Origin of the sequence: Caballeronia sp. LZ024 (genome assembly GCF_031451455.1) — a bacterium.
In the GTDB taxonomy this organism is placed as follows: Bacteria; Pseudomonadota; Gammaproteobacteria; order Burkholderiales; family Burkholderiaceae; genus Caballeronia; species Caballeronia telluris.
Window position 1 is genome coordinate 500,091 of the sequence record NZ_JARUXL010000001.1, and the last position, 21,282, is coordinate 521,372.

The following is a 21,282-nucleotide window of genomic DNA, read 5'->3' on the forward strand; positions in this document are numbered from 1 at the left end:
ATATAGCAAAAAAGCCGCAACCAAGGAGACGAACATGAGTAGCAAGACACCCCTGTCGATGGGCTGGTTCTGCCCGACCCTCGGCGACACGAGCGCATTCGGCGATGCCTCGAAAGCCTTTCCCCAGTCGATGGAACACTTCGAGCGCGTCGCGATGGCCGCCGAAAACGCCGGTTTCGACTACATGCTGGTCCCGGTCTCGGCGCATTGCTGGGACGCGTGGGTCGCGGCTTCGTTCGTCGTGAGCCGCACGAAGAAGCTGAAGGCGCTCGTCGCGATGAAGCCGGGCTTCATCCATCCGGTCGCGCAGGCCAAGATGATCTCGACCTTCGACCAGTTGTCGCAGGGACGCATCTACATGAACCTGATTGCGGGCATCAGCGAGAAGGACGCCGTCGCCGAAGGGCAACTGGCTTCGAAGGAAGCGCGTTACGAGCAGCTCGAAGAAGAAGTCGTGTTGATCAAGCGGCTGCTGTCGGAGGAGAAGGTTCAGTTCAGCGGCAAGTACTACCACGTCGACCAGCCGACCATCATTCCGAAGACGGTGCAAAAGCCGTCTCCGCCATTCTTCCTCGGCGGCGGCTCCGAACAGGCGGCGGAAATCTCCGCGCGTCATTCGGCGGTCCATCTGTTCTGGGGCGACTATCCGGAGCGCATCGGCGAGCAGATCAAGGAAATGCGCGCGCGTGCCGCCAAGTACGGTCGCGAGAATGAACTTCGTTTCGCGATGCGCCTGCAGATCGTGTGCCGCGAGACCGAGGACGAAGCGTGGGAAGCCGCGCACGCACTCGTGTCGGGCGCGCAGGAATGGAAAGAGCAGGTCAAGCACATGTCGATGGATTCGGTTGCCAACCAGCGGCAGCAGGAATTGTCGAAGACGGTCGGCAGCAAGATGACGCCGCATCTGTGGACCGGCATCACCGAAGTGCGGCCCGGCGCGGGCGTCGCGGTGGTCGGCAATCCGCAACAGGTGGCCGCGCAGTTGCGTGAGTTCATCGAAGTGGGCTGCAGCGGCTTTTGCCTCTCGGGCTATCCGCATCACGAAGAGGCCGAGCGCTTCGGGCGGCTCGTCATGCCGCTTCTGATGCGCTGACCCAATCCAACCAAGCATGGCGTCCCGGCTAAAAAAAATCAAAAGGCCGGGGCATGAAGCAGGAGACAAAGCATGACAACGCAAATCGACGCGCGCCAGTTCCGCAAGGCGCTCGGCTCGTTCACGACGGGCGTGACCGTCGTCACGACGCAAGGCGCCGACGGCCTGGACTACGGCCTCACGGCGAACAGTTTCAATTCGGTGTCGATGGACCCGCCGATGGTCCTCTGGAGCCTCGGCAAGAAATCGTCCAGCCTGCCGGTTTTCGCGGCGACCGACCACTTCGCTGTCCATATCCTTGCCGCCGATCAGGAAGCGGTGTCGAACCAGTTCTCGAAGAGCGGCACCGACAAGTTCGCCGGCTGCGCACTCACGCGCGGTCACGGCGGCGTGCCGTTGCTCGACGGCTGCTCCGCGCGCTTCGAGTGCCGTGTGGTGCATCGCTACGAAGGCGGCGACCACGTGATTTTCGTCGGCGAGGTGATGAACTTCGACAGCTTCGATCACGCGCCGCTCGTCTTCCACGGCGGCAACTACGGCCTCCTGATGAAAAAGGGCGAAGCGGCGGCACACGCGGCATCCGGTTTCGGCGACGGCTGGCTCGGGTTTTTGCTCGCGCGCGCTTACTATCAATTGCTCGTGCCGGTACGCAATAATCTGAACGGCAGGGGTCTGCAGGACGTCGACTACAACATTCTCACCGTGCTCAGCACGGGCGCGGGGCGCACGATCGAAGAACTCGACCAGCTCGAGACGATCTCGGGCTTCCGGGTCACGCCAGAGGACGTCGACGCGCTCGTGGCGCGCGGCATCGTCGCGGTGGAAGCGAACGCGCAGGCGGAGAAGCGCGTCGTGCGCTTCACGGAAGCGGGCCGCTCCTACGCCATCGAGTTGCTGACCATCGCGAAGGCGGCGGAGAGCGACGCCGAGCGCGAGCTCGACTATCGCGAGGCGCAGGTGCTCAAGCTCCTGCTCAAGCGCGTGATCGATTCGACGAGCGCAGCGCTTCCCGACCACTGGCGCCGCGATCAGTTCTGGCGCGACGAGCATCTCTGGCGCGATCCGGTGGCGTCGGACGCCGCCTGAGCGGACCGGATATCGAACGAGGCAGGCCCAGTTCACCGTCCCTCGCGCTTGATACGCGAGTGGACAATGACCCGATAGATCGCACAAAAAAAACCAGGCGATCGACTCAACGGGGGAGACAAGTATGAAAGCAGAATCCATTGAAGCGGACCGGTTCGAATCCGGCGCCGCGCGGGACGTTCCCGACATCGGCGCGGGCCGTTCCTGGTACGCGGTCGGTGTCTTGCTGGTCGCGTACATCTTTTCCATCATGGACCGGCAGATCCTCACCTTGCTGGTCGGTCCGATCCAGGCGACGCTGCACGTCAGCGACACGCTGATGGGCGTATTGCACGGCTTCACGTTCGCCGCTTTCTACGCGCTGATGGGCTTGCCGATCGCACGCATCATCGATCGCGGCGACCGGCGGCTCATCATCGCGATCGGCATCGCGCTGTGGAGTCTCGCGACCGCGGCCGGCGGACTGGCCACCGAGTACTGGCATCTTCTGCTCGCGCGCATCGGCGTGGCGGTCGGCGAAGCGGTGCTGCTGCCGGGCGCCGTCTCACTGATCGCGGACCTGTTTCCCGCCAACCGCCGCGGCCGCGCGATGAGCGTATTCGGCGCGAGCGGGCCGTTCGGTTCGGGCGCGGGCCTGATCGCGGGCGGTCTGATTCTCGGCATTTTCACGCTTGCGCCGCCCGTGCTGCCCGGCTTCGGCGCCCTGCACCCGTGGCAGGCGACGATGATGGCGCTCGGTCTGCCCGGCCTCGTCGTCGCGCTGTGCATGCTGTTCGTGACGGAGCCGAGGAATGCGCGCGACCCGTCGGGAAGCGCCGCTCCGGCGGCGCGCGTAGGCGTGAGCGTTGCAGCGGTCAGGCAGTACATCGGGCAGAACCGCCGCACGATGCTGTGCCTCATGCTCGGCGCGGGATTTTTCTATACCTGCGTGTACGGCTGGTCCACTTGGGTGCCGACGTATTTCGTTCGCGAATTCGGCTGGAAATACTCGGAAATCGGCAAGGCGCTCGGTCTGCTGCTCGCGTTCGTCGGTCCGGTCGGCGCGATCTTCGGCGGCTGGCTCGGCGACTTCTGGAAGCGTCGCGGCGTCGCACACGGCTATCTGCGTGTCGCACTCGTGGCGAGTGTGGGTCTCGCGGTCTCGACGCTCGGCATGGCGGCCACGCATGACCCCCGCATCGCGCTCGTGTTCGTCGGGCTGCTGTCGCTGTTCTCGTTCTTCCTGTTCGGCGCCGGGCCGTCCGCGATCCAGGAGGTCACGCCCGCGCCGATGCGCGGCCAGTGCGCGGCGCTGTACACGGGCCTGCTGAACCTGCTCGGCGCGGGCTGCGGCCCCGTCGCGGTCGGCGCGCTGACCGACTACGTTCTGCGCAACCCGGCGGCGATCGGGCACTCGATCGCCATCGTGTGCGTCGTGTTCGGCGCGATTGCGTGCGTGCTGTTCCGGTACGGCTTCCAGTCGTATCGCGAGACGCTCCGCAACGCTGCCAACTGGCGAGCGTCGCCGGTCGTCGACACCGCGGCGGACACCCGGAAACCGGCTGCCGTCGCGCACTGAAGCCCTGACGTTTCGACGTATCGCTTCACTCTCCCTATTACAGGTCGACCGCACCGCGCGTCCCGCGCGCGGATGCGTGCGCGCGATCGCCGGCGTCTGACGCCTGAAGAAGATCGTCGCGCACGTTCACCCGAATCAATTTTCTGAAGGACTAACATCATGCTGGGATCGATGATGAACCGGCCACTTCTGGTCTCGTCGCTGCTCGTGCACGCCGAGCGCCAGTTCGGCAACACCGAGATCGTGTCGCGCGAGACGAGCGGCGCGCTGCATCGCTACACCTTTCGCGATGCCGCGAAACGCGCGCGTCAGCTTGCGGGGGCGCTCGAACGGATGGGCGTCGCCCACGGGACGCGGGTCGCGACGCTCGCCTGGAACAACCACCGGCATCTCGAAGCGTATTTCGGCGTGTCGGGCAGCGCCGCGGTGCTGCATACGTGCAATCCGCGTCTGCATCCGGAGCAGCTCGCCTACATCCTCAATCACGCGGACGACGAGGTGCTGTTTTTCGACATCAGCTTCCTGCCGCTCGTGGAAGCCGTCGCGCCGCGCTGTCCCGCGATTCGCCATTACGTCCTGATGGGCCACGCGTCGGACATGCCGCGGGAGAGCCGCGTGCCGGGTCTTCTCTGCTACGAAGACTTGCTCGCCGCAGCGGCGGACGACTTCGTCTGGCCCGAATTCGACGAAACCACCGCGAGCACGCTCTGCTACACGTCGGGCACGACGGGCAATCCGAAAGGCGTGCTCTACACGCACCGCTCGACGATCCTCCACACCTTCGCCGTCAGTCTGCCGGATTCGCTCGGCCTGTGCGCGGGGGACTGCCTGCTGCCGGTCGTGCCGATGTTTCACGTCAACGCGTGGGGGCTGCCATATGCGGCCGCGATGAACGGCTGCAAGCTCGTGCTGCCCGGGCCGAAGCTCGACGGCGCGAGCCTCTACGAGCTGATCGAAAGCGAGCGCGTGACCTGCAGCGCCGGCGTGCCGACCATCTGGCTCGGTCTCGCGCAGCACATGGAGCAGCGCGGCCTCAAGCCGACGACGATGACGCGCACGGTCGTTGGCGGCTCGGCGATGCCCGAGACGCAGATCCGCATGTGGACACAGCGCTTCGGCGTCGAGGTGCGACATGCGTGGGGCATGACCGAGACGAGCCCGCTCGGCACGCAAGGCGCGCTGCTGCCGAAGTACGCGGCGCTTTCCTCCGACGAGCAGTGCGCGCAGCGCGCGAAGCAGGGGCGGGCGGTGTTCGGCGTCGAGATGCGGATCGTCGATTCGCTCGGGCACGAGCAGCCGCGCGACGGCGTCAGTGCCGGCGAGCTTCAGGTGCGCGGGCCGTGGATCGCGGCGAGCTACTTCAGGGACGACAAGCCCGCGCTGCGCGACGGCTGGTTCCCGACCGGCGACATCGCCACGATCGACGCCGACGGCTACATGCAGATCACGGACCGCGTGAAGGACGTGATCAAGTCGGGCGGCGAATGGATCAGCTCGATCGATCTGGAAAATGCCGCCGCCGGACATCCGGCGGTGCTGATGGCCGCGGTGATCGGCGCGCGGCATCCGAAGTGGGACGAGCGGCCGGTGCTGTTCGTCGTGAAAAAGCCGGGGCACGACGTCGACAAGACGGACATGCTCGACTGGCTTGCGGACAAGGTCGCGAAGTGGTGGCTGCCCGACGAGGTGATCTTCCTCGACGGCCTGCCGCTCGGCGCCACCGGCAAGGTGCAGAAGATGGACTTGCGTCGTGAATACGCGAACGTGCTGTTCGTCGCGTGACGTTGAAATCGGTCAAACAGGAGAAAACATGAATCGGATCAAGGGTGGCTGCCTGTGCGGCAGCGTTCGTTACGAATCTTCGCAGGCGCCGCTGATGAACGCGATCTGCCATTGCGTCCATTGTCAGAAGCAGTCGGGCAGCGCGTTCTCGATGAACGTCCTCGTCCCGGCGGCGGGATTCGAAGTCACGGGCGCGACGCTCGCGACATTCGACGACGTCGGCGCGAGCGGTCTCGCGGTCAAGCGTCACTTTTGCAACGGCTGCGGGTCGCCGCTGTACACGGAGCTGGAAGCGAACCCGGGCGTCGTCGCGGTGAAGGCGGGCATGCTCGACGACAACTCGTGGCTGAAGCCGCAGATGCACATCTGGCGTTCGTCGGCGCAGGAGTGGGTGAGCATCGACGACGGTGCCGTCTGCTTCGAGCGCAATCCCGACGCTTAAGCACGTTCCCATTCCGTTTTGAGCAGAGACAAAGTATGAAGACCGACAAAGTCAGTGCCGAGGGCATCGATCGAATCGACCGCATCGAAGATGCGTTGCAGGCGATTCGGCGCGGCTCGCTCGTCGTGGTCGTCGACGACGAGGATCGCGAGAACGAAGGCGACCTCATCATGGCCGCCGAGTTCGCGACGTCCGCGGCCGTCGCGTTCATGGTCCGCTACACGAGCGGCGTGCTGTGCGTCGCGCTGCCGGGCGAACGGCTCGACGCGCTGCGGCTGCCGCTGATGGTCCCGCGCGGCAACGAAGCGATGCAGACCGCGTTCACGGTGACCGTCGACTACCGGCACGGCACGACGACCGGCATTTCGGCGTCCGATCGCGCGATCACCATCCGTGCTCTCGTCGATCCGCGCGCGAGCGCTGACGACTTCAACCGCCCCGGCCATCTCATTCCGTTGCGCGCGATGCCGGACGGCGTGCTCGAACGGCCGGGACACACGGAAGCGACGATCGACCTGTGCCGGCTCGCGGGCTTGCGCGCGGGCGGCGTGCTCGCGGAGGTTGTCAACGACGACGGCAGCATGGCGCGCCTGCCGCAACTGATCACCTTCGCGCGCCAGCACGGCCTGCCGATCGTCACGATCCGCGACCTGATCGCATATCGCGAGCGCATGCATGACACGGTGGCAGGCGTATGCGACGCCCTGGCTGCCTGAACCCGGTACTTACGATGACACATTTCGATGATCGCCCGACCGGCGAAATGCGCCACACCGACGGCCTGTCGAGTCTTCTCGGCCGTCAGCGCGCGGCGTTCGTGGCGCGCCCGTATCCGACACTCACCGAGCGGCGTGGCGTGCTGCGTCGTTTGCGCGCGGCGATCCGCGAGCACGCGGGACGGCTCGCGGCGGCGGCGCAATGCGACTTCAGCGAGCGCGCGCATGCCGAGACCATGATGGTCGACGTACTGCCTTCGGTGCTTCACATCAATCACCTGCTCGGCGGCCTGCGACGCTGGATGAAGCCGTCGCGGCGCCATACCGAGTGGCTGTTCCTCACCAATCGCGCCGCCGTGATGTATCAGCCGAAAGGCGTCGTCGGCATCGTGGTGCCGTGGAATTTTCCGGTCTATCTCGCGCTGGGTCCGCTCGCGACCGCGCTCGCGGCGGGCAACCGCTGCATGGTGAAGACATCGGAGTTCGCGCCGCATACGTCGCACGCATTGCGCGCGATGCTCGCGGACGTCTTCGAGGAAGACGAAGTCGCGGTCGTCGAAGGCGACGCCGCCGTGGCGCGGGCCTTCTGCGCGCTGCCGTTCGATCACATCGTCTTCACCGGTTCGCCGGAAGTGGGACGCCACGTGATGCGCGCCGCCGCCGACAATCTCACGCCCGTCACGCTGGGACTCGGCGGGAAGTCGCCCGCGGTGGTATCGAAGTCCGCCGACCTCGCGGTGGCGGCGCGCCGCATCGCGCATGGGAAGACGGTCAACGCCGGGCAGATCTGCGTGGCGCCGGACTATGCGCTCGTGCCCGAAGGCGAGGAAGAAGCGTTCGCCCGCCGCGTGATGGAAGCGGCCGCGCGCATGCACCCGGCGGGCAGCGAGGACTACGCGGCCGTGATCCACGAGCGTGCCTACGAGCGCCAGCAAGCCCTGATCGACGATGCGCGCGCGCACGGCGCGAGTGTCTTCGTCTGCCCGATGCCGTCGGGCGGCCGGCGCATGCCGCTTCACGTGGTCCTCGACGTGACGCCCGCGATGCGCATCGCGCGCGAGGAGATCTTCGGTCCAATTCTGCCGGTCTTCACCTATCGCACCTTCGAGGCTGCCATCGCGCAGATCCAGGCGGGCACGCGGCCGCTCGCGCTCTATTACTTCGGCCATGACAAGGCGGAGTCCGACGCGTTGCTCAAGCGCACGCACGCCGGCGGGGTGACGCTCAACGACTGGGGCTGGCACGTGCTGAACCACGACATGCCGTTCGGTGGCATCGGCGGCTCGGGCATGGGCAACTATCACGGCGAAGAAGGATTTCGCGAACTGTCGCATGGGAAGTCGGTGTTCGCCGAGCATCGCTGGTTCCCGATCGAGCTGTTTCATCCGCCCTACGGCAGCTTCGTGCAGCGGCTGGCATTGCGGATGTTTCTCGGCGCCGTGCCGGCCGCGAACGAACCCGCGCCGGCAGAAGGCGGGTCGCGGCCGCGCAGCAGCCAGCCGTCGTGAACTGAAGTCGCGCAGGGCTCGCGGACAAGAACGTATCGAACGGAATTCGGCGACGGCGCCATCGAAGCGCCGCGCCGATTGCAGGAAGTGGCAGTTTCAACACAACTACATCAGGCAGGAGACGAAATGAAGTCGAAGTGGAAGTCGAATTTGAAAGGCATGGGCCTGGCCGCGCTCGCCGCGGCGGGTGGCACGGCGCACGCGCAATCGTCGGTGACGCTCTATGGCGTCGTCGACGCGGGGCTGATGTACCAGAGCACGTCGGCGGCGTCGTTCAATCCGGCGTCGCGCAATCTCGGCAAGCTGTACCGCTTCAAGGATGCGGGCATCTATTCGAGCAACTTTGGCATGACCGGCACCGAGGACATCGGCGGCGGCTATCGCGTGAACTTCAAACTGCAAGGCACGTTCGATTCGGGTACCGGAAAGGCCGGCCTCAGCGACACGCCGGGCGTCTCGGGCGAGTTCAACCAGATCGCGAGCGTAGGTGTCGCGGGCCCGTTCGGGACGTTGAACCTGGGCCGCCAGATCGCACCGATCGCAATCGCGATGGGTGAAACCGACGTGCGTGGCGGACGCTGGTTCGGCAGCATCCTGACTTCGTGGCTCGGCATGAACCAGGCGGCAGGCTGGCAGGGCGCGAGCACCAACGGCCCGCTCGGCGCGCTGTACGACAGCAACGCGATCATCTACGAATCGCCGAGTTTCGGCGGCGTGAAGGGCTTGCTCGAATATGCGCCGGGCGGCGTCGCGGGGAGCTTTCAGGGCAACACGCGCGAATCGGCGGTGCTGAAGTATTCGGGCTACGGTCTGCGGCTTTCGGCGGCGTATTACAGCGGCCACGACACCAACCCCGCGCCGAACGCGGTGCCGACGGGCTTCGCCAACAATCGCATGGTTTATCTCGGCGCGCTCTACACGTTCCACGACTTCTCGGTGTCGGCGTCGTACAGCAACGGCAAGAATCCGGGACGCTCGAATCAGGTCAACATCGACATGTACACGGCGGGTCTCGGCTATCTGTTCACGCCGGCTTTCCGCGTGACGAGCGGCGTCTACTACCTGAAGGATCGCAACAATTCGGCCAACAAGTCGACTGAAGTCGCGGCGGGCGCCGAATACAGCCTCTCGAAGGCGACGATCGTCTATGGCGAAGTCGGTCACGTGAACAACAAAGGCACGATGACGCAGACGATCGCCTACGGCCAGCCGGTCGCGCCGCGCATGGCGACGACGGCCGTGATGTTCGGCCTGCGGCACTTGTTCTGACCGGCCGCGCCGCTTGCGCGCGGCGCGTCTATGGCGGCGCGGCGGCGGAAGCCGGCGCGCCGCCCGAATCGGCGACGTTCGATACCGCGTCGATGCCGCCGCCCAGCGCGAGATACAGATTCGCGAGCTGCATGCGCTGCTCGCTCTGCACGCGCACGAGGCCCGAACGCGACGACGCGTAGGCAAGCTCCTGTTGCGTCACGGCGATCAGATCGCCTGATCCAATCTTGTAGCGCACCGTCTGCAAGTCGAAGAGACTCGCGTTGTCCGCGACGGCGCGCGTAAGCAGCGCTTCGCGCTCATGCAGCGCGGCCTCGGCGGCGAGCGCGTTCTCGACTTCGCCGAACGCCTGAAGCGCGATCTGTCCGTAACTCGCGAGCGCCTGATCCTGTTCGGCCGTGCGGTACTCGGCCTGTGCCTTCAGCGCGCCGCCGCGAAAGAGCGGCAGCAGAATGCCCGCGCCAACGCTCCAGCTCGGGTTGTCGCGATCCTGAAGCAGGAACAGTTCACTCGATACGCTCAGGAGCCCCGCGCTCAGCGTCACGCGCGGCAGCCGCGCGGCGTCGGCCTGACGCGCGAGGTCGAAGGCGGCCGAGATGCGCCGCTGCGCCGCGATCACATCGGGCCGCCGCTCCAGCAGGTCGGCGGGCACGCCGGAAGGCGGCATCGACGGCAACGGTCCGAGCGCGTCGGACACGGCGACTTCCGCCGACGGATAACGCCCGACGAGCAATTCGAGCGCGCGCAGCGACTGCTCGCGGGCGAGCTTCAGCTGGCGGGCGGTATCGCGATAGGTCTGCGTCGCGACCGCCGCGCTCGTCACCTCGATCTGCGAACCGTTGCCCACGCGCAGGCGATGCTGCGCGAGGTCGTGGAGTTCGTCGGCGTGCCCGACCATGTCGATGGCGATCGCGTATTGCAGTTGCGCTTCGATCGCGCCGAACCACGCCTTGACGACGAGCGCCGCGATCGACTGCCGCGCATACTCGGCGTCGGCCTGCGCGGACGCGTACTGGTCCTCCGCCGCGCGGGCGCCATAGCGCACGCGTCCCCAGAGATCGATCTCCCACGACGCGGACAAGAGCCACCCCTTCAGGCCCGAGCCGTCGCCGCCGAGCTTGCCGCCCGGGCGCGCCAGAAAACTCACGGCGGGATAGAGCTCGCCGCCCGCCACCTTGACGAGCGCGGCAGCCTGCGCGACGCGCGCCGCCGCGACCCGCAGATTCGTGTTGTACGCGATCGCCTCGGCGACGAGCGCGCTCAGCGCCGGATCGCCGAAGGCGTCGATCCAGTCGGCGCGCACGGGGCCGGGCACGGCGCCCTCTGCCGTCCACGCGGGCGGAACGCGCGTGTTGCTCATGCTGTCGCGCTGGACGGCCGCGGCATCGGGCGGGTCCTTCAGCGCGCAGCCGCTCGTGAAGCACAGCAGCGAAAGCGCGGCGAGAGCGAAACGACGCGTGCGCATCATCACACCTTCAGCACGAGGTAGTTGATATACGCGCCGACGCGGATGATCACCTTGCGCAGAATCTGGATTTCCTCGAGATGATCGGTGTAAATCGCTGCGTGGCCGCGCGCGCCGGCGGCGAGGAACACGTCGCGCTCTTTTTCGTCGAGCTGAAGCCTCACGGCGAAGCGCGCGGCCGGCGTCGGCTCGTTGCCCGTGATCGGCAGCGTGCCGCTCGGCGTGAGCTGGCCTTGTCCCTGCGCCCACACGACCGACACCACGCGCGCCTTCAGCACCTTGCCGGGAATCGTCTTGAGCGCGATTTCGGCCTCGTCGCCGGGCACGACCATGCGCAGTTCGTTCTGGTCGAAGAGCGCGATCACCTGATAGTCGTCCTCGACGAAACTCATCGCCGGGTTCTGCAGCAACGGCGTCACGATCGACCCGGGCCGCAGTTGCAGATTGATCGCGACGCCGTTGGCAGGCGCGATGACCGTCGTCTGCGAAAGGTCCCATTTGGCCGATTCGAGCTGCGCGCGGATCTGCGCGACTTCGGCCTGATCGTTGTCGACGGTCGCGCCGAGCACCGCGCGCACCTGCGCTTCCTGGGCGCGCGCGGCGGCGAGGTCGGCTTGAAACGACTTCAGGTTCGTCTCGGCCTGTTCGAGCGCGAAGCGGTCACCGGCGCCGCGCTCGACGAGTTGCCGGTTCTCCACGACGCGCCGCTTCGCAAGGTCGATCTGCGCGCGCACGGCGTCGCTTTTCGCGGTCGCGGCCAAGAGGTCCTCGTTGAGCTTGCGCGCCGAGCCCTGCGCGTTGACGAGTTGCGCTTCGAGCGCCTTCACCTGCAGGTTGAACGGCGTCGGATCGATCCTGAAGAGCACGTCGCCCTTCTTGATGGCCGTGTTGCCGGCGATCGGCACGTCGATCACGCGGCCGCGCACCTGCGGCACGATCTGCACGACATAGCGGATCACGCGCACGTCTTCCGAGGCGGGCGCGACGATATTAAGCGTCAGGATGAGCACGGTGAGCCCGATGATCGGCAGCACGATCGTGATCGAACCCGTGACGATATTCCATGGCAGCCATCTGAACTTGCCGAAGATCAGCCACGCGATGAACGCGTAAAAGGCGAGGAGGAGGAGTTCCATCAGGCATCTCCTTTCCGCTCGTCACCGCGCGCGACGTCGTGCGGGCGTGGCGGCGGCGCGCTCGGTTGCAGCGCTTCGAGCTCGTCGCGCACGCGTTGCAGCTCGGGCGGCAGGATGCGACGGGCGGCGATGCTGTCGAGTTCGCCGAGGACGTAGCCGAGTTCGTCGGACGGCAGTTCGCCGCGCCGCGCCAGGTCCCGCGCGTGGAAGAAGTAGTCGTCGTGCTTGTCGGTGCCGTAGGCCATCCGGTAGCCAAGCGGCTTGAAGTAGGTCCAGAGCCACGCGACCGGCCAGAGCAGGCCGCCGAACACGAGCGAGAGGAAGCACAGCATCTGGATCGCGTCCTTCTGCGGATGATGGCGCCTCTCCGCGATCTTCTCGGGCAGCACGTGAATCATCAGCAGGATCGCGACAGCCGCGACCGGCACGACGCAAATGACGAAAATGGCGAGCCAGTCGGCGATCTTGTCGATGGTCTCGCTGGACGCGTGCGCGGCGGCGACGCGCGGAAGAAAGACCAGGGCGCTGGCGAGGCAGACGAGGATCGGTCTCATGGTCGTGAAAACCTCCCGGACAGCTTTTTATGCGTCGCACCGATGTGCGATGCCGGCTGGAATTTCGGTTTTCGGTTCAATCCGAAACGTTACGAACGACGTGTTCGATTCATTGGATTTAATACCAATAACACAAATCAGGTGTGCGTCAAATGGAAAATGACCGTGCCGGAATTTGGTTCAAACGCCGATGGCGCGTGGCTTTCGTATATCGCGGACGATTCCTCAAAAAATCCGCGCCGATTATTAACTTTGATGATGTGCGGCCACCGGGGACTGATGTTTTATGTCCTACGATTTGGAAGTTATGTGTAACAAAGGCTTTATCGCTCGCTCGTTTCAAGTCGTAGCCCGTATTATCGTTGCGTACTAAGAAATGTCGATGCGCGCAGCAACCCAGCGCCACGATTGCGCTTTTTTCCGGCCATGTCATGTCGCCCGTCCGAAGGATTCGTCGGTTTTTTTGTAAGCAAGAACTGAAAAAACTGCCCCCGTAAGTTGAATAGTCCGAGACGTGCGCCTAAGATAAATCGGCTATAGTCGAACAAATTGTGGATCGGAGACTCTCGTCATGCCAAACGACGCAACGTTTCGCTCGATCATTCCATTAGCCGCACCGCGGAAAGCCGGGTAAATGTGCTGGTTTGGACATTTCGTATCGGTGCACAGAGCGTGCACTGGACGCTTTACCTTCACCTATTCCTCCATTTTGCTTACCATGTAATTCGCTGCCTGAAACTCAGCCCAAAGGAGTGCGTATGTCATGGCTTACCGCAACACTACGCAGTTATCCGGAAATCGCCATCTTTCTTTCGTTAGGGATAGGGTATTGGGTAGGAGGCAAGAGTTATCGCGGATTTAGTCTCGGCGCCGTCACCGCGACGCTCCTTGCGGCAATTGCGATCGGGCAACTCGGAATTACGATCTCCCCGAACGTCAAATCCGTTTTCTTTCTGATGTTTCTGTTTGCGGTCGGCTATGGCGTCGGCCCGCAGTTCGTGCGCGGCATCGCGAAGGACGGCGTGCCGCAGGCGCTGTTCTCCGTCGTGCAGTGCGTGCTCTGCCTTGCGGCGCCCTTCGCGGCCGCGAAGCTCGCGGGTTACACCGTCGGTTCGGCCGCCGGACTCTTCGCGGGTTCGCAGACCATCTCGGCCTCGATGGGCCTCGCCACCGACGCCATCAACCGGATCGGCCTACCACCCGGCGAAACCAAGGCGCTGCTCGACGCGATGCCGACCGCCTACGCGGTCACGTACATCTTCGGCACGATCGGCTCGGCGATCATTCTCGCGACGCTCGGCCCCTTGCTGCTGCGCATCGACCTGGTCGCCGCCTGCAAGGAATACGAGGCGACGCTCGGCGGCAAGGAAGAAGTCGGCGGCGCGGGTCAGGCGTGGCACAAGTACGAATTGCGCGCGTACCGGATCGCCGACGGCGCGCCGATCGTCGGCAAGTCGGTCGGGCAGGCGGAAGCCAGCGCGCCGGCCGGCGCACGGCTTTTCATCGAACGCATCCGGCGCGGGGGCACCGTGCAGGACGCGAAGCTCGACGATGTGCTGCAGGCGGGCGACATCGTCGCGGTCGGCGGACGTCGCGAGCAGCTCGTCGATATCGTCGGGCCGCGCGGCGCCGAGGTCGACGATCCGGAACTGCTCGCGGTGCCGGCCGAGGGCGTCGACGTCTATATCACGAGCAAGGCCGTGGACGGCAAGACGCTGACGGAACTCGCCACGCTGCCGGCGGCGCGCGGCGTGTTCCTGCGCAAGATCAAGCGCGGCGCCACCGAAACGCAGATCCCGGTGCTGCCGAGCACCAGGCTGCATCGCGGCGACACCGTGACGCTCGTCGGCCGCACGCAGGACACGACGGCGGCCGCGAAGGCGCTCGGCGTGATCGACCGGCCGTCGAGTGCGGCGGACATCGCGTTCGTCGGCTTCGCGATCACGCTCGGCGCGCTGATCGGCGCGGTGGTCATCAAGGTCGGCGCCGTACCGATCACGCTGTCCACGGCGGGCGGCGCGCTCATCGCCGGCATCGTGTTCGGCTGGCTGCGCGCGATCCATCCGACCTTCGGCCGCATTCCCGAGCCGACCATCTGGTTCATGAATTCCGTGGGCCTGAACGTGTTCATCGCGGTGGTCGGTATCACGGCGGGGCCTGGGTTCGTCGCGGGATTGCAGCAACTGGGCGTGAGCCTGTTCCTGTGGGGCATCGTCTCGACCGCCGTGCCGCTCATCATCGGCATGTTCATCGCGAAATACGTGTTCAAGTTTCATCCGGCGCTCCTGCTCGGCATCTGCGCGGGCTCGCGCACGACCACCGCGGCGCTCGGCATGATCTGCGATGCGGCGAAGAGCCAGGTGCCCGGTCTCGGATATACGGTCACCTACGCGGTCGGCAACACGCTGCTCACGATCTGGGGGATGGTGATCGTGATGATGCTCACGTAGTTCGGTGCATCGACATAGCGCGATTCACCCGTTCATCGAATTCGATTCTTGCAGTTCCACCCTAATCTGGAGGTGTTGGATGGCAAAGTCAGAGAAGTCAGCAAAGTCGGGCAAGGCAGACTCCGCGCCGGGCATCGCGGCCGATTCGAAGATGGCCTCGTTGAGCCCGTTCGAACTGAAGGACGAACTCATCAAGGCGGCGGGCGGCGGCGCGGTGGATCGCCCGGCGAACCTGTCGATGCTCAACGCCGGCCGCGGCAATCCGAATTTCCTTGCGACGATTCCGCGTCACGGCTTCTGGCAGCTCGGCCTCTTCGCGATGCGCGAATCGGAGCGCTCGTTTGCGCACATGCCCGAAGGGCTCGGCGGCTTTCCGAAGCGCGAAGGGCTGGAAGAGCGCTTCGAGATTTTCGCGCGCGACAACAAGGGCGTGCCGGGCATCGACTTTCTGCGCGGCGTGGTGTCGTATGTGCGCGACCAAATGGGCCTCTCGGCCACCGACTTCCTCTACGAGATGTGCGAGGGCATTCTGGCATCGAACTATCCGGTGCCGGACCGGATGCTCAAGCTCTCGGAAGTCATCGTCGCGCAGTATCTGCGGCGCGAGATGATCGGCTCGTATCCGTTCATCGGCGATTTCGACGTGTTCGCCGTCGAAGGCGGCACGGCCGCGATGACGTACATCTTCAACACGATGCGCGAGAACCATCTGATCAAGCCCGGCGACACCATCGCGCTCGGCACGCCGATCTTCACGCCGTACATCGAGATTCCGCGCCTGAACGACTACCGGCTGAACGTCGTCAATCTGGAAGCGGATGTCGAGAACGGCTGGCAGTACTCGAAGAGCGAACTCGACAAGCTGCGCGACCCGAAGGTGAAGGCGTTCTTCCTCGTGAATCCGAGCAATCCGCCTTCGGTGAAGATGGACACGGAGAGCCTCGAATACATCGCCGACATCGTGAAGGAGCGGCCCGATCTCATCCTCTTGACCGACGACGTCTACGGCACTTTCGCCGACGACTTCGTCTCGCTCTTCGCGCTGTGCCCGAAGAACACGATCCTCGTGTATTCGTACTCCAAGTATTTCGGCGCGACCGGCTGGCGGCTCGGCGCGATCGCGACGCATCGCGAAAACGTGCTCGACAAGCAGATCGCGGCGTTGTCGAAGGAGCAGAAAAGCGAACTGCACGAACGCTACGAGTCGATCACGACGGAGCCGGAGAACCTCAAGTTCATCGACCGCCTGGTGGCCGACAGCCGCACGGTCGCGCTGAACCATACCGCCGGACTCTCGACGCCCCAGCAGGTGCAGATGGTCCTGTTCTCGCTCTTCTCGCTGATGGACACGCCCGACGCCTACAAGAACGCGTTGAAGCGCCTGATCCGCAGCCGCAAGCAGGCGCTCTATCGCGAGATCGGCATCACCTTCGACGACAACGACGTCAACAAGGTCGACTACTACACGATCCTCGACCTCGAATTCCTCGGCGAGCGCGCATACGGGCGCGAGTTCGTCGACTGGCTCATCAAGAACACGAAGACGTCGGAACTGCTGTTCCGGCTCGCGAAGGACGCGCGCGTCGTGCTCTTGCCGGGACGCGGCTTCGGTACGCAGCATCCGTCGGGACGCGTGTCGCTCGCGAACCTCAACGAGAGCGACTACATGAAGATCGGCCGCGCGATCCGCACTCTGCTCGGCGAGTACGTGGAGCGCTACAACGCCGAAACCGGCAAGAAGCTCGACAGGAGCAAGGTGCTCTGACTTGCATCTTCCACAGGAGAAGCAAATGACCACATCGATGGACAAAGTCACGCCTTACGACGAATTCAATCTCCCGATACCCGAGGACGAGTTTCCGCAGTCGGGCATCTCGGCGCGCGCGGCCGCCGCGCTCGTCGTCAGCGAGGAATGGACCGACACCAATCCGATGCTGAACATGTCGTCGTTCGTCACGACCTTCGCGGAGCCGGAAGCGGTCGAGGTCGCGAAGCGCAACATGTACAAGAACTACATCGACCACGACATGTACCCGCAAGTCTTCGCGATGGAAACGCGGATGGTGAAGTGGCTGCATCAGCTATGGAACGGACCGAAGGGCGTCGAGCCTTATGGCACCGCGACCATCGGCTCGTCGGAGGCGTGCATGCTCGCGGGCCTCGCGCACAAGTGGAACTGGCGGCAGGCGCGCGAGAAAGCGGGTCGCGACGCGACGCGCCCGAACATGGTCACGGGCGGCAACGTGCAGATCGTCTGGAAGAAGTTCCTGCGCTACTTCGACGTCGAGCCGCGTATCGTGCCGCTCAAGCCGGGCAACTATCGCCTGACCGCCGAGCATCTCGACAAGTTCGTCGACGAGAACACCATCGCGGTGGTCGCGATCGCGGGCCAGACTTTCACCGGCGAGGACGACGACATCCAGGAGATCCACGACTGGCTCGACGCCTACGAGAAGAAGACGGGCATCTCGATTCCCATGCATATCGACGGCGCGTCCGGCGGCTTCGTCAACCCGTTTCTGTATCCCGACTACAAGTGGGACTTCCGGCTGCCGCGCGTGCAGTCGATCAACGCGTCGGGGCACAAGTTCGGCCTGACGCCGCCGGGCCTCGGCTGGGTCGTGTTCCGCGAGCGCAAGGTGTTCAACGAAGACCTGATCTTCTACGTCAACTATCTGGGCGGCGAGATGCCGACCGCGACGCTCAACTTCAGCCGCAACGCGGCGCCCATCGCCGTGCAGTACTACCAGTTCCTGCGGCTCGGCTTCGACGGATACAAGCGCGGCATGACGCACACGCTGAACAACGCCGTGGCGCTGCGCAAGGCGCTCGTGGACAGCGGCTACTTCACGATCATGAACGAGACGCAGCGCATTCCGGTGGTGGCCGTCACGCTCGATCCGAAGGTGAAAAACTTCAACGAGTTCGACGTCTCGAACAAGGTGCGCGAGAAGGGCTGGGTGCTGTCGGCGTATTCGATGCCGCCCGATGCGCAGGAAGTGAGAAGCCTGCGCGTGGTCGTGCGACCGCACATCAACCACAACGTCGCGATGATTCTGGCGCGCGACATCATCGGTGCGTGCAAGTATCTGGAGCAGCACGGCGGCAGCGCGACCGCGCCGACGCTGCACGGCCACGCCGACGAAAAGACCACGGCGGCGAAGTGCTGATACGACGCGTCCGCTCGCGTGGTCGACGCTGACGGCGATGCGGACGCGCTCACGACTCCAAGAGAGACGATCATGGGCAAAGAAAGCAGGCGCGAAACCGAAGCCAGCGACGATCCAGAAGCCCCGATGTCGAACAAGGCCTACGACAAGGAGCTTGCGCGGCTGCACGTCGAACTGGTGAAGCTTCAGGAGTGGGTCGTGCAGACGGGCGCGAAGATCTGCATCGTCTTCGAGGGGCGCGACGGCGCGGGCAAGGGCGGCACGATCAAGGCGATCACCGAACGCGTGAGCCCGCGCGTGTTTCGCGTGATCGCCCTGCCTGCGCCGACCGATCGCGAGAAGAGCCAGATGTACGTGCAGCGCTACCTGCCGCATCTGCCGGCCGCGGGCGAGATCGTGATTTTCGATCGCAGCTGGTACAACCGCGCGGGCGTCGAGCGCGTGATGGGCTTTTGCACGAAGGAACAGTGCGAATCGTTTCTGAAAGGGGTGCCGCTCGTCGAACGGGCGATCGTCGAATCGGGCATCACGCTCATCAAGTACTGGCTCGAAGTGAGCGAAGCAGAGCAGACGCGGCGGCTCCAGGCGCGCATCCACGACGGGCGCAAGGTCTGGAAGCTCTCGCGCATGGATCTGGATTCGTACAGCCGCTGGTACGACTACTCCCGCGCGCGCGACGACATGTTCGCCGCTACCGACACCGATTTCGCGCCGTGGTTCGTCGCGCGTTCCAACAGCAAGAAGCGCGTGCGGCTCAACATCATCACGCATCTGCTGAAAAGCATTCCCTACGAAGCGATGCCGCGGCCCAAGATCACGCTGCCGAAGCGGCAGGCGCCCAAGGGCTATCGCGAGCCGGATTATTCGTACAGGTACGTGCCGGAGACGTTCTGAGCAACGCCGCCTGCCGACGCATCGGCGCTCCACGTGCCTGATCTTTCTGGATGGGCCGAGTCATGGCGCAGCAATCGCCGGATCATGCCGCACGCGCCTCGCCGGGCATCGTGCCCGACTGGATCGCCCATTACCGCATGGCGTGGGCGAAGCCCGATCTGATCGCGGGATTGACCGCGGCCGCCGTTGTGATTCCGAAAGCGCTCGCCTACGCGACGGTCGCGGGCCTGCCCGTGCAGATCGGCCTCTACACCGCTTTCGTGCCGATGGTGATCTACGCGCTCTTCGGAACATCGAGGCCGCTCAGTGTCAGCACCACGACGACACTCGCGATCCTCGTCGCCTCGGCGCTCGGCCGCGCGGTGCCCGACGGCGACGCCGCCCAGCTCGTGAGCGCGACGGTGACGGTGACCGCGCTCGTCGGCGTGATTCTCGTGCTGGCGTCGCTGCTGCGGCTCGGGTTTCTCGCGAACTTCATCTCCGAGCCGGTGCTGGTCGGGTTCAAGGCGGGGATCGCGATCGTTATCGTCGTCGATCAGATTCCGAAGCTGCTCGGCATTCACTTCACCAAGGGCTCGTTCTTTTACAACCTCCTGGCGATCGTGCAGGGCGTCCCGCATGCCTCCATGACGACGATGGCCGTCGGCGCCGCGACGGCTGCCGCGTTGCTCGCGTTCGAGCGTTTCACGCCGCGCCTGCCGGCGCCGCTCGTCGCGGTGGCGGTAGCGATCGCGGGCGTGAGCGTGCTCGGGTTGCAGGCGCACGGCGTCGAAACCGTCGGCCATGTCCCGACCGGACTGCCGACGCTGACGATGCCCGATCTCGCGCTCATCGAGATGCTCTGGCCCGTCGCGCTCGGCACGGCGCTAATGAGTTTCACGGAGACCATCGCGGCGGGGCGCGCGTTCGTGCGCGAGGGCGAGCCGACGCCGCGCGCCAACCGGGAACTGTTCGCGACGGGCCTCGCGAATCTCGCGGGCGCCTTCACCGGCGCGATGCCCGCCGGCGGCGGCACCACGCAGACGGCGGTCAACCGCCGCGCGGGCGCGTTCACGCAGGCGGCGGAACTCGTGACGGCGGCCGTCGCGCTCGGCTCGATGCTGCTGCTCGCGCCGCTGATCGGGCTGATTCCGCAGGCGACGCTGGGTGCCGTCGTCGTCGTGTACTCGGTCGGCCTCTTCGATCCCGCCGAGTTTCGCGCGATCGTGCGGATTCGGCGCACGGAGCTCGTATGGGCGCTCGTCGCGCTGGCGGGCGTCGTGCTGCTCGGCACGTTGCAGGGGATTGTCGTGGCGATCGTCGTGTCGCTCGTGGCGCTGGCGTACCAGGTGTCGAATCCGCCCGTCTACGTCCTGCTGAGGAAGCCGGGCACCAACGTGTTCCGGCCGTCGTCGGCGGCGCACCCGGGCGACGATGCCATTGCCGGCATGCTGGTGCTGCGGCCCGAGGGCCGCATCTTCTTCGCCAACGCGCAGCTCGTCGGGCAGAAGATGCGCGCGTTCATCGAAGAGGCCGAGCCGCGCGTCGTGGTGCTGGATCTCGGCGGCGTGTTCGACATCGAATACACCGCGCTCAAGATGCTCACGCAGGCCGAAGCGCACTTTCGCCAGGCGGGCGTGTCGCTGTGGCTGGTCGGGCTGAATCCGGGCGTGCTGGAGATGGTGCAGCGATCGCCGCTCGGCGCAACGCTCGGCCGGGAACGCATGTTCCACAACCTCGACCAAGCGGTCGATTTCCACCGGCGTGCGGCTTCAGCGGACGGCGTCCGATGAGCGCACACCGATTTGCGGCCCCCGGACGCATTGCCTACTATGAGTTCACGAGGTCCGTGAAAGCGAACGACGGCAGCACGCGCGACGCGCCTTGCATCGTCATAGCCCGGCCGATCAACAGGAGTATTGCGATGGCACGTCTTTTTCTCGGCAACCTCGACCCCGATACATCCGACGACGAAATCCGCGAGTTCCTCGCGAAGTACGGCTTTCCGCCTTTCGACGAGATCGAACGCGCGCCCGGCGAAGGCTCGCGCCCGGCCGCGGTGCTGACCTACCGGAGCATCGATCCCAACGCGCTCGGCCAGTTCCAGAAGCGCATCCACAACATGCACTGGAAGAATCGCCCGCTGACCGCGCAGATCCTGCGCGACGGCTTCGCCTGAC

17 protein-coding genes are annotated in these 21,282 nt (G+C 65.2%); 14 read left to right on the forward strand and 3 right to left on the reverse strand.

Features of this window, described 5'->3' with window-relative positions; genetic code table 11:
• Positions 1-34: 34 nt before the first annotated feature.
• The 8 genes from QCE48_RS02390 to QCE48_RS02425 all read left to right on the forward strand — a co-directional run bounded on the left by QCE48_RS02390 (position 35) and on the right by QCE48_RS02425 (position 9,454).
• Positions 35-1,093: an LLM class flavin-dependent oxidoreductase gene (locus QCE48_RS02390; protein WP_309786326.1), complete on the forward strand. Its 1,059-nt coding sequence runs from the start codon at positions 35-37 to the stop codon at positions 1,091-1,093.
• A gap of 72 nt (positions 1,094-1,165) precedes the next feature.
• The gene (locus QCE48_RS02395) at positions 1,166-2,179 is read left to right on the forward strand and encodes a flavin reductase family protein (RefSeq protein WP_309794068.1); all 1,014 of its coding nucleotides are present in this window, start codon (positions 1,166-1,168) and stop codon (positions 2,177-2,179) included.
• Between the two features lie 124 nt (positions 2,180-2,303).
• The gene (locus tag QCE48_RS02400; protein ID WP_309786324.1) at positions 2,304-3,737 is read left to right on the forward strand and encodes an MFS transporter; all 1,434 of its coding nucleotides are present in this window, start codon (positions 2,304-2,306) and stop codon (positions 3,735-3,737) included.
• Positions 3,738-3,896: 159 nt separating this feature from the next.
• Positions 3,897-5,519 (forward strand): 3-(methylthio)propionyl-CoA ligase, encoded by a 1,623-nt coding sequence (locus QCE48_RS02405; protein ID WP_309786322.1) that lies wholly within the window; start codon positions 3,897-3,899, stop codon positions 5,517-5,519.
• A 28-nt stretch (positions 5,520-5,547) separates the two neighbouring features.
• Positions 5,548-5,961 (forward strand): GFA family protein, encoded by a 414-nt coding sequence (locus QCE48_RS02410; protein WP_309786321.1) that lies wholly within the window; start codon positions 5,548-5,550, stop codon positions 5,959-5,961.
• A gap of 35 nt (positions 5,962-5,996) precedes the next feature.
• On the forward strand, positions 5,997-6,677 hold the full coding sequence (gene ribB / locus QCE48_RS02415; protein WP_309786319.1) for a 3,4-dihydroxy-2-butanone-4-phosphate synthase: 681 nt from the start codon (positions 5,997-5,999) through the stop codon (positions 6,675-6,677).
• Between the two features lie 14 nt (positions 6,678-6,691).
• On the forward strand, positions 6,692-8,185 hold the full coding sequence (locus QCE48_RS02420; RefSeq protein ID WP_309786318.1) for a coniferyl aldehyde dehydrogenase: 1,494 nt from the start codon (positions 6,692-6,694) through the stop codon (positions 8,183-8,185).
• Positions 8,186-8,311: 126 nt separating this feature from the next.
• A complete protein-coding gene (locus QCE48_RS02425) occupies positions 8,312-9,454 on the forward strand; it encodes a porin (RefSeq protein ID WP_309786317.1) in 1,143 nt (380 codons plus the stop codon).
• Positions 9,455-9,482: 28 nt separating this feature from the next.
• On the opposite strand, the gene QCE48_RS02430 is transcribed toward QCE48_RS02425, so the two are convergent.
• The 3 genes from QCE48_RS02430 to QCE48_RS02440 are packed head-to-tail and all read right to left on the reverse strand — an operon-like array spanning position 9,483 to position 12,609.
• Positions 9,483-10,919 (reverse strand): efflux transporter outer membrane subunit, encoded by a 1,437-nt coding sequence (locus QCE48_RS02430; RefSeq protein WP_309794071.1) that lies wholly within the window; start codon positions 10,917-10,919, stop codon positions 9,483-9,485.
• A gap of 2 nt (positions 10,920-10,921) precedes the next feature.
• On the reverse strand, positions 10,922-12,055 hold the full coding sequence (locus QCE48_RS02435; protein WP_309786313.1) for an HlyD family secretion protein: 1,134 nt from the start codon (positions 12,053-12,055) through the stop codon (positions 10,922-10,924).
• A complete protein-coding gene (locus QCE48_RS02440; protein ID WP_309786312.1) occupies positions 12,055-12,609 on the reverse strand; it encodes a DUF3302 domain-containing protein in 555 nt (184 codons plus the stop codon). Before QCE48_RS02440 ends, QCE48_RS02435 begins: the two co-directional genes overlap by 1 nt.
• Positions 12,610-13,367: 758 nt before the next feature.
• Here QCE48_RS02440 and aspT point away from each other — a divergent pair.
• From aspT to QCE48_RS02470, 6 genes are all read left to right on the forward strand, one after another.
• Entirely contained in the window at positions 13,368-15,059 is a 1,692-nt protein-coding gene (aspT, locus tag QCE48_RS02445; protein WP_309786311.1) for an aspartate-alanine antiporter, read from the forward strand.
• 79 nt (positions 15,060-15,138) lie between these two features.
• Positions 15,139-16,824: a bifunctional aspartate transaminase/aspartate 4-decarboxylase gene (locus QCE48_RS02450; protein ID WP_309786310.1), complete on the forward strand. Its 1,686-nt coding sequence runs from the start codon at positions 15,139-15,141 to the stop codon at positions 16,822-16,824.
• A gap of 25 nt (positions 16,825-16,849) precedes the next feature.
• The gene (locus QCE48_RS02455) at positions 16,850-18,229 is read left to right on the forward strand and encodes a glutamate decarboxylase (RefSeq protein WP_309786309.1); all 1,380 of its coding nucleotides are present in this window, start codon (positions 16,850-16,852) and stop codon (positions 18,227-18,229) included.
• A gap of 72 nt (positions 18,230-18,301) precedes the next feature.
• Entirely contained in the window at positions 18,302-19,123 is an 822-nt protein-coding gene (gene ppk2 / locus QCE48_RS02460) for a polyphosphate kinase 2 (RefSeq protein ID WP_309786308.1), read from the forward strand.
• A gap of 62 nt (positions 19,124-19,185) precedes the next feature.
• Positions 19,186-20,895, forward strand: a complete 1,710-nt coding sequence (locus QCE48_RS02465) for a SulP family inorganic anion transporter (protein ID WP_404982909.1) — start codon at positions 19,186-19,188, stop codon at positions 20,893-20,895.
• Between the two features lie 131 nt (positions 20,896-21,026).
• Entirely contained in the window at positions 21,027-21,281 is a 255-nt protein-coding gene (locus tag QCE48_RS02470; protein ID WP_309786307.1) for an RNA-binding protein, read from the forward strand.
• Position 21,282: the final 1 nt, after the last annotated feature.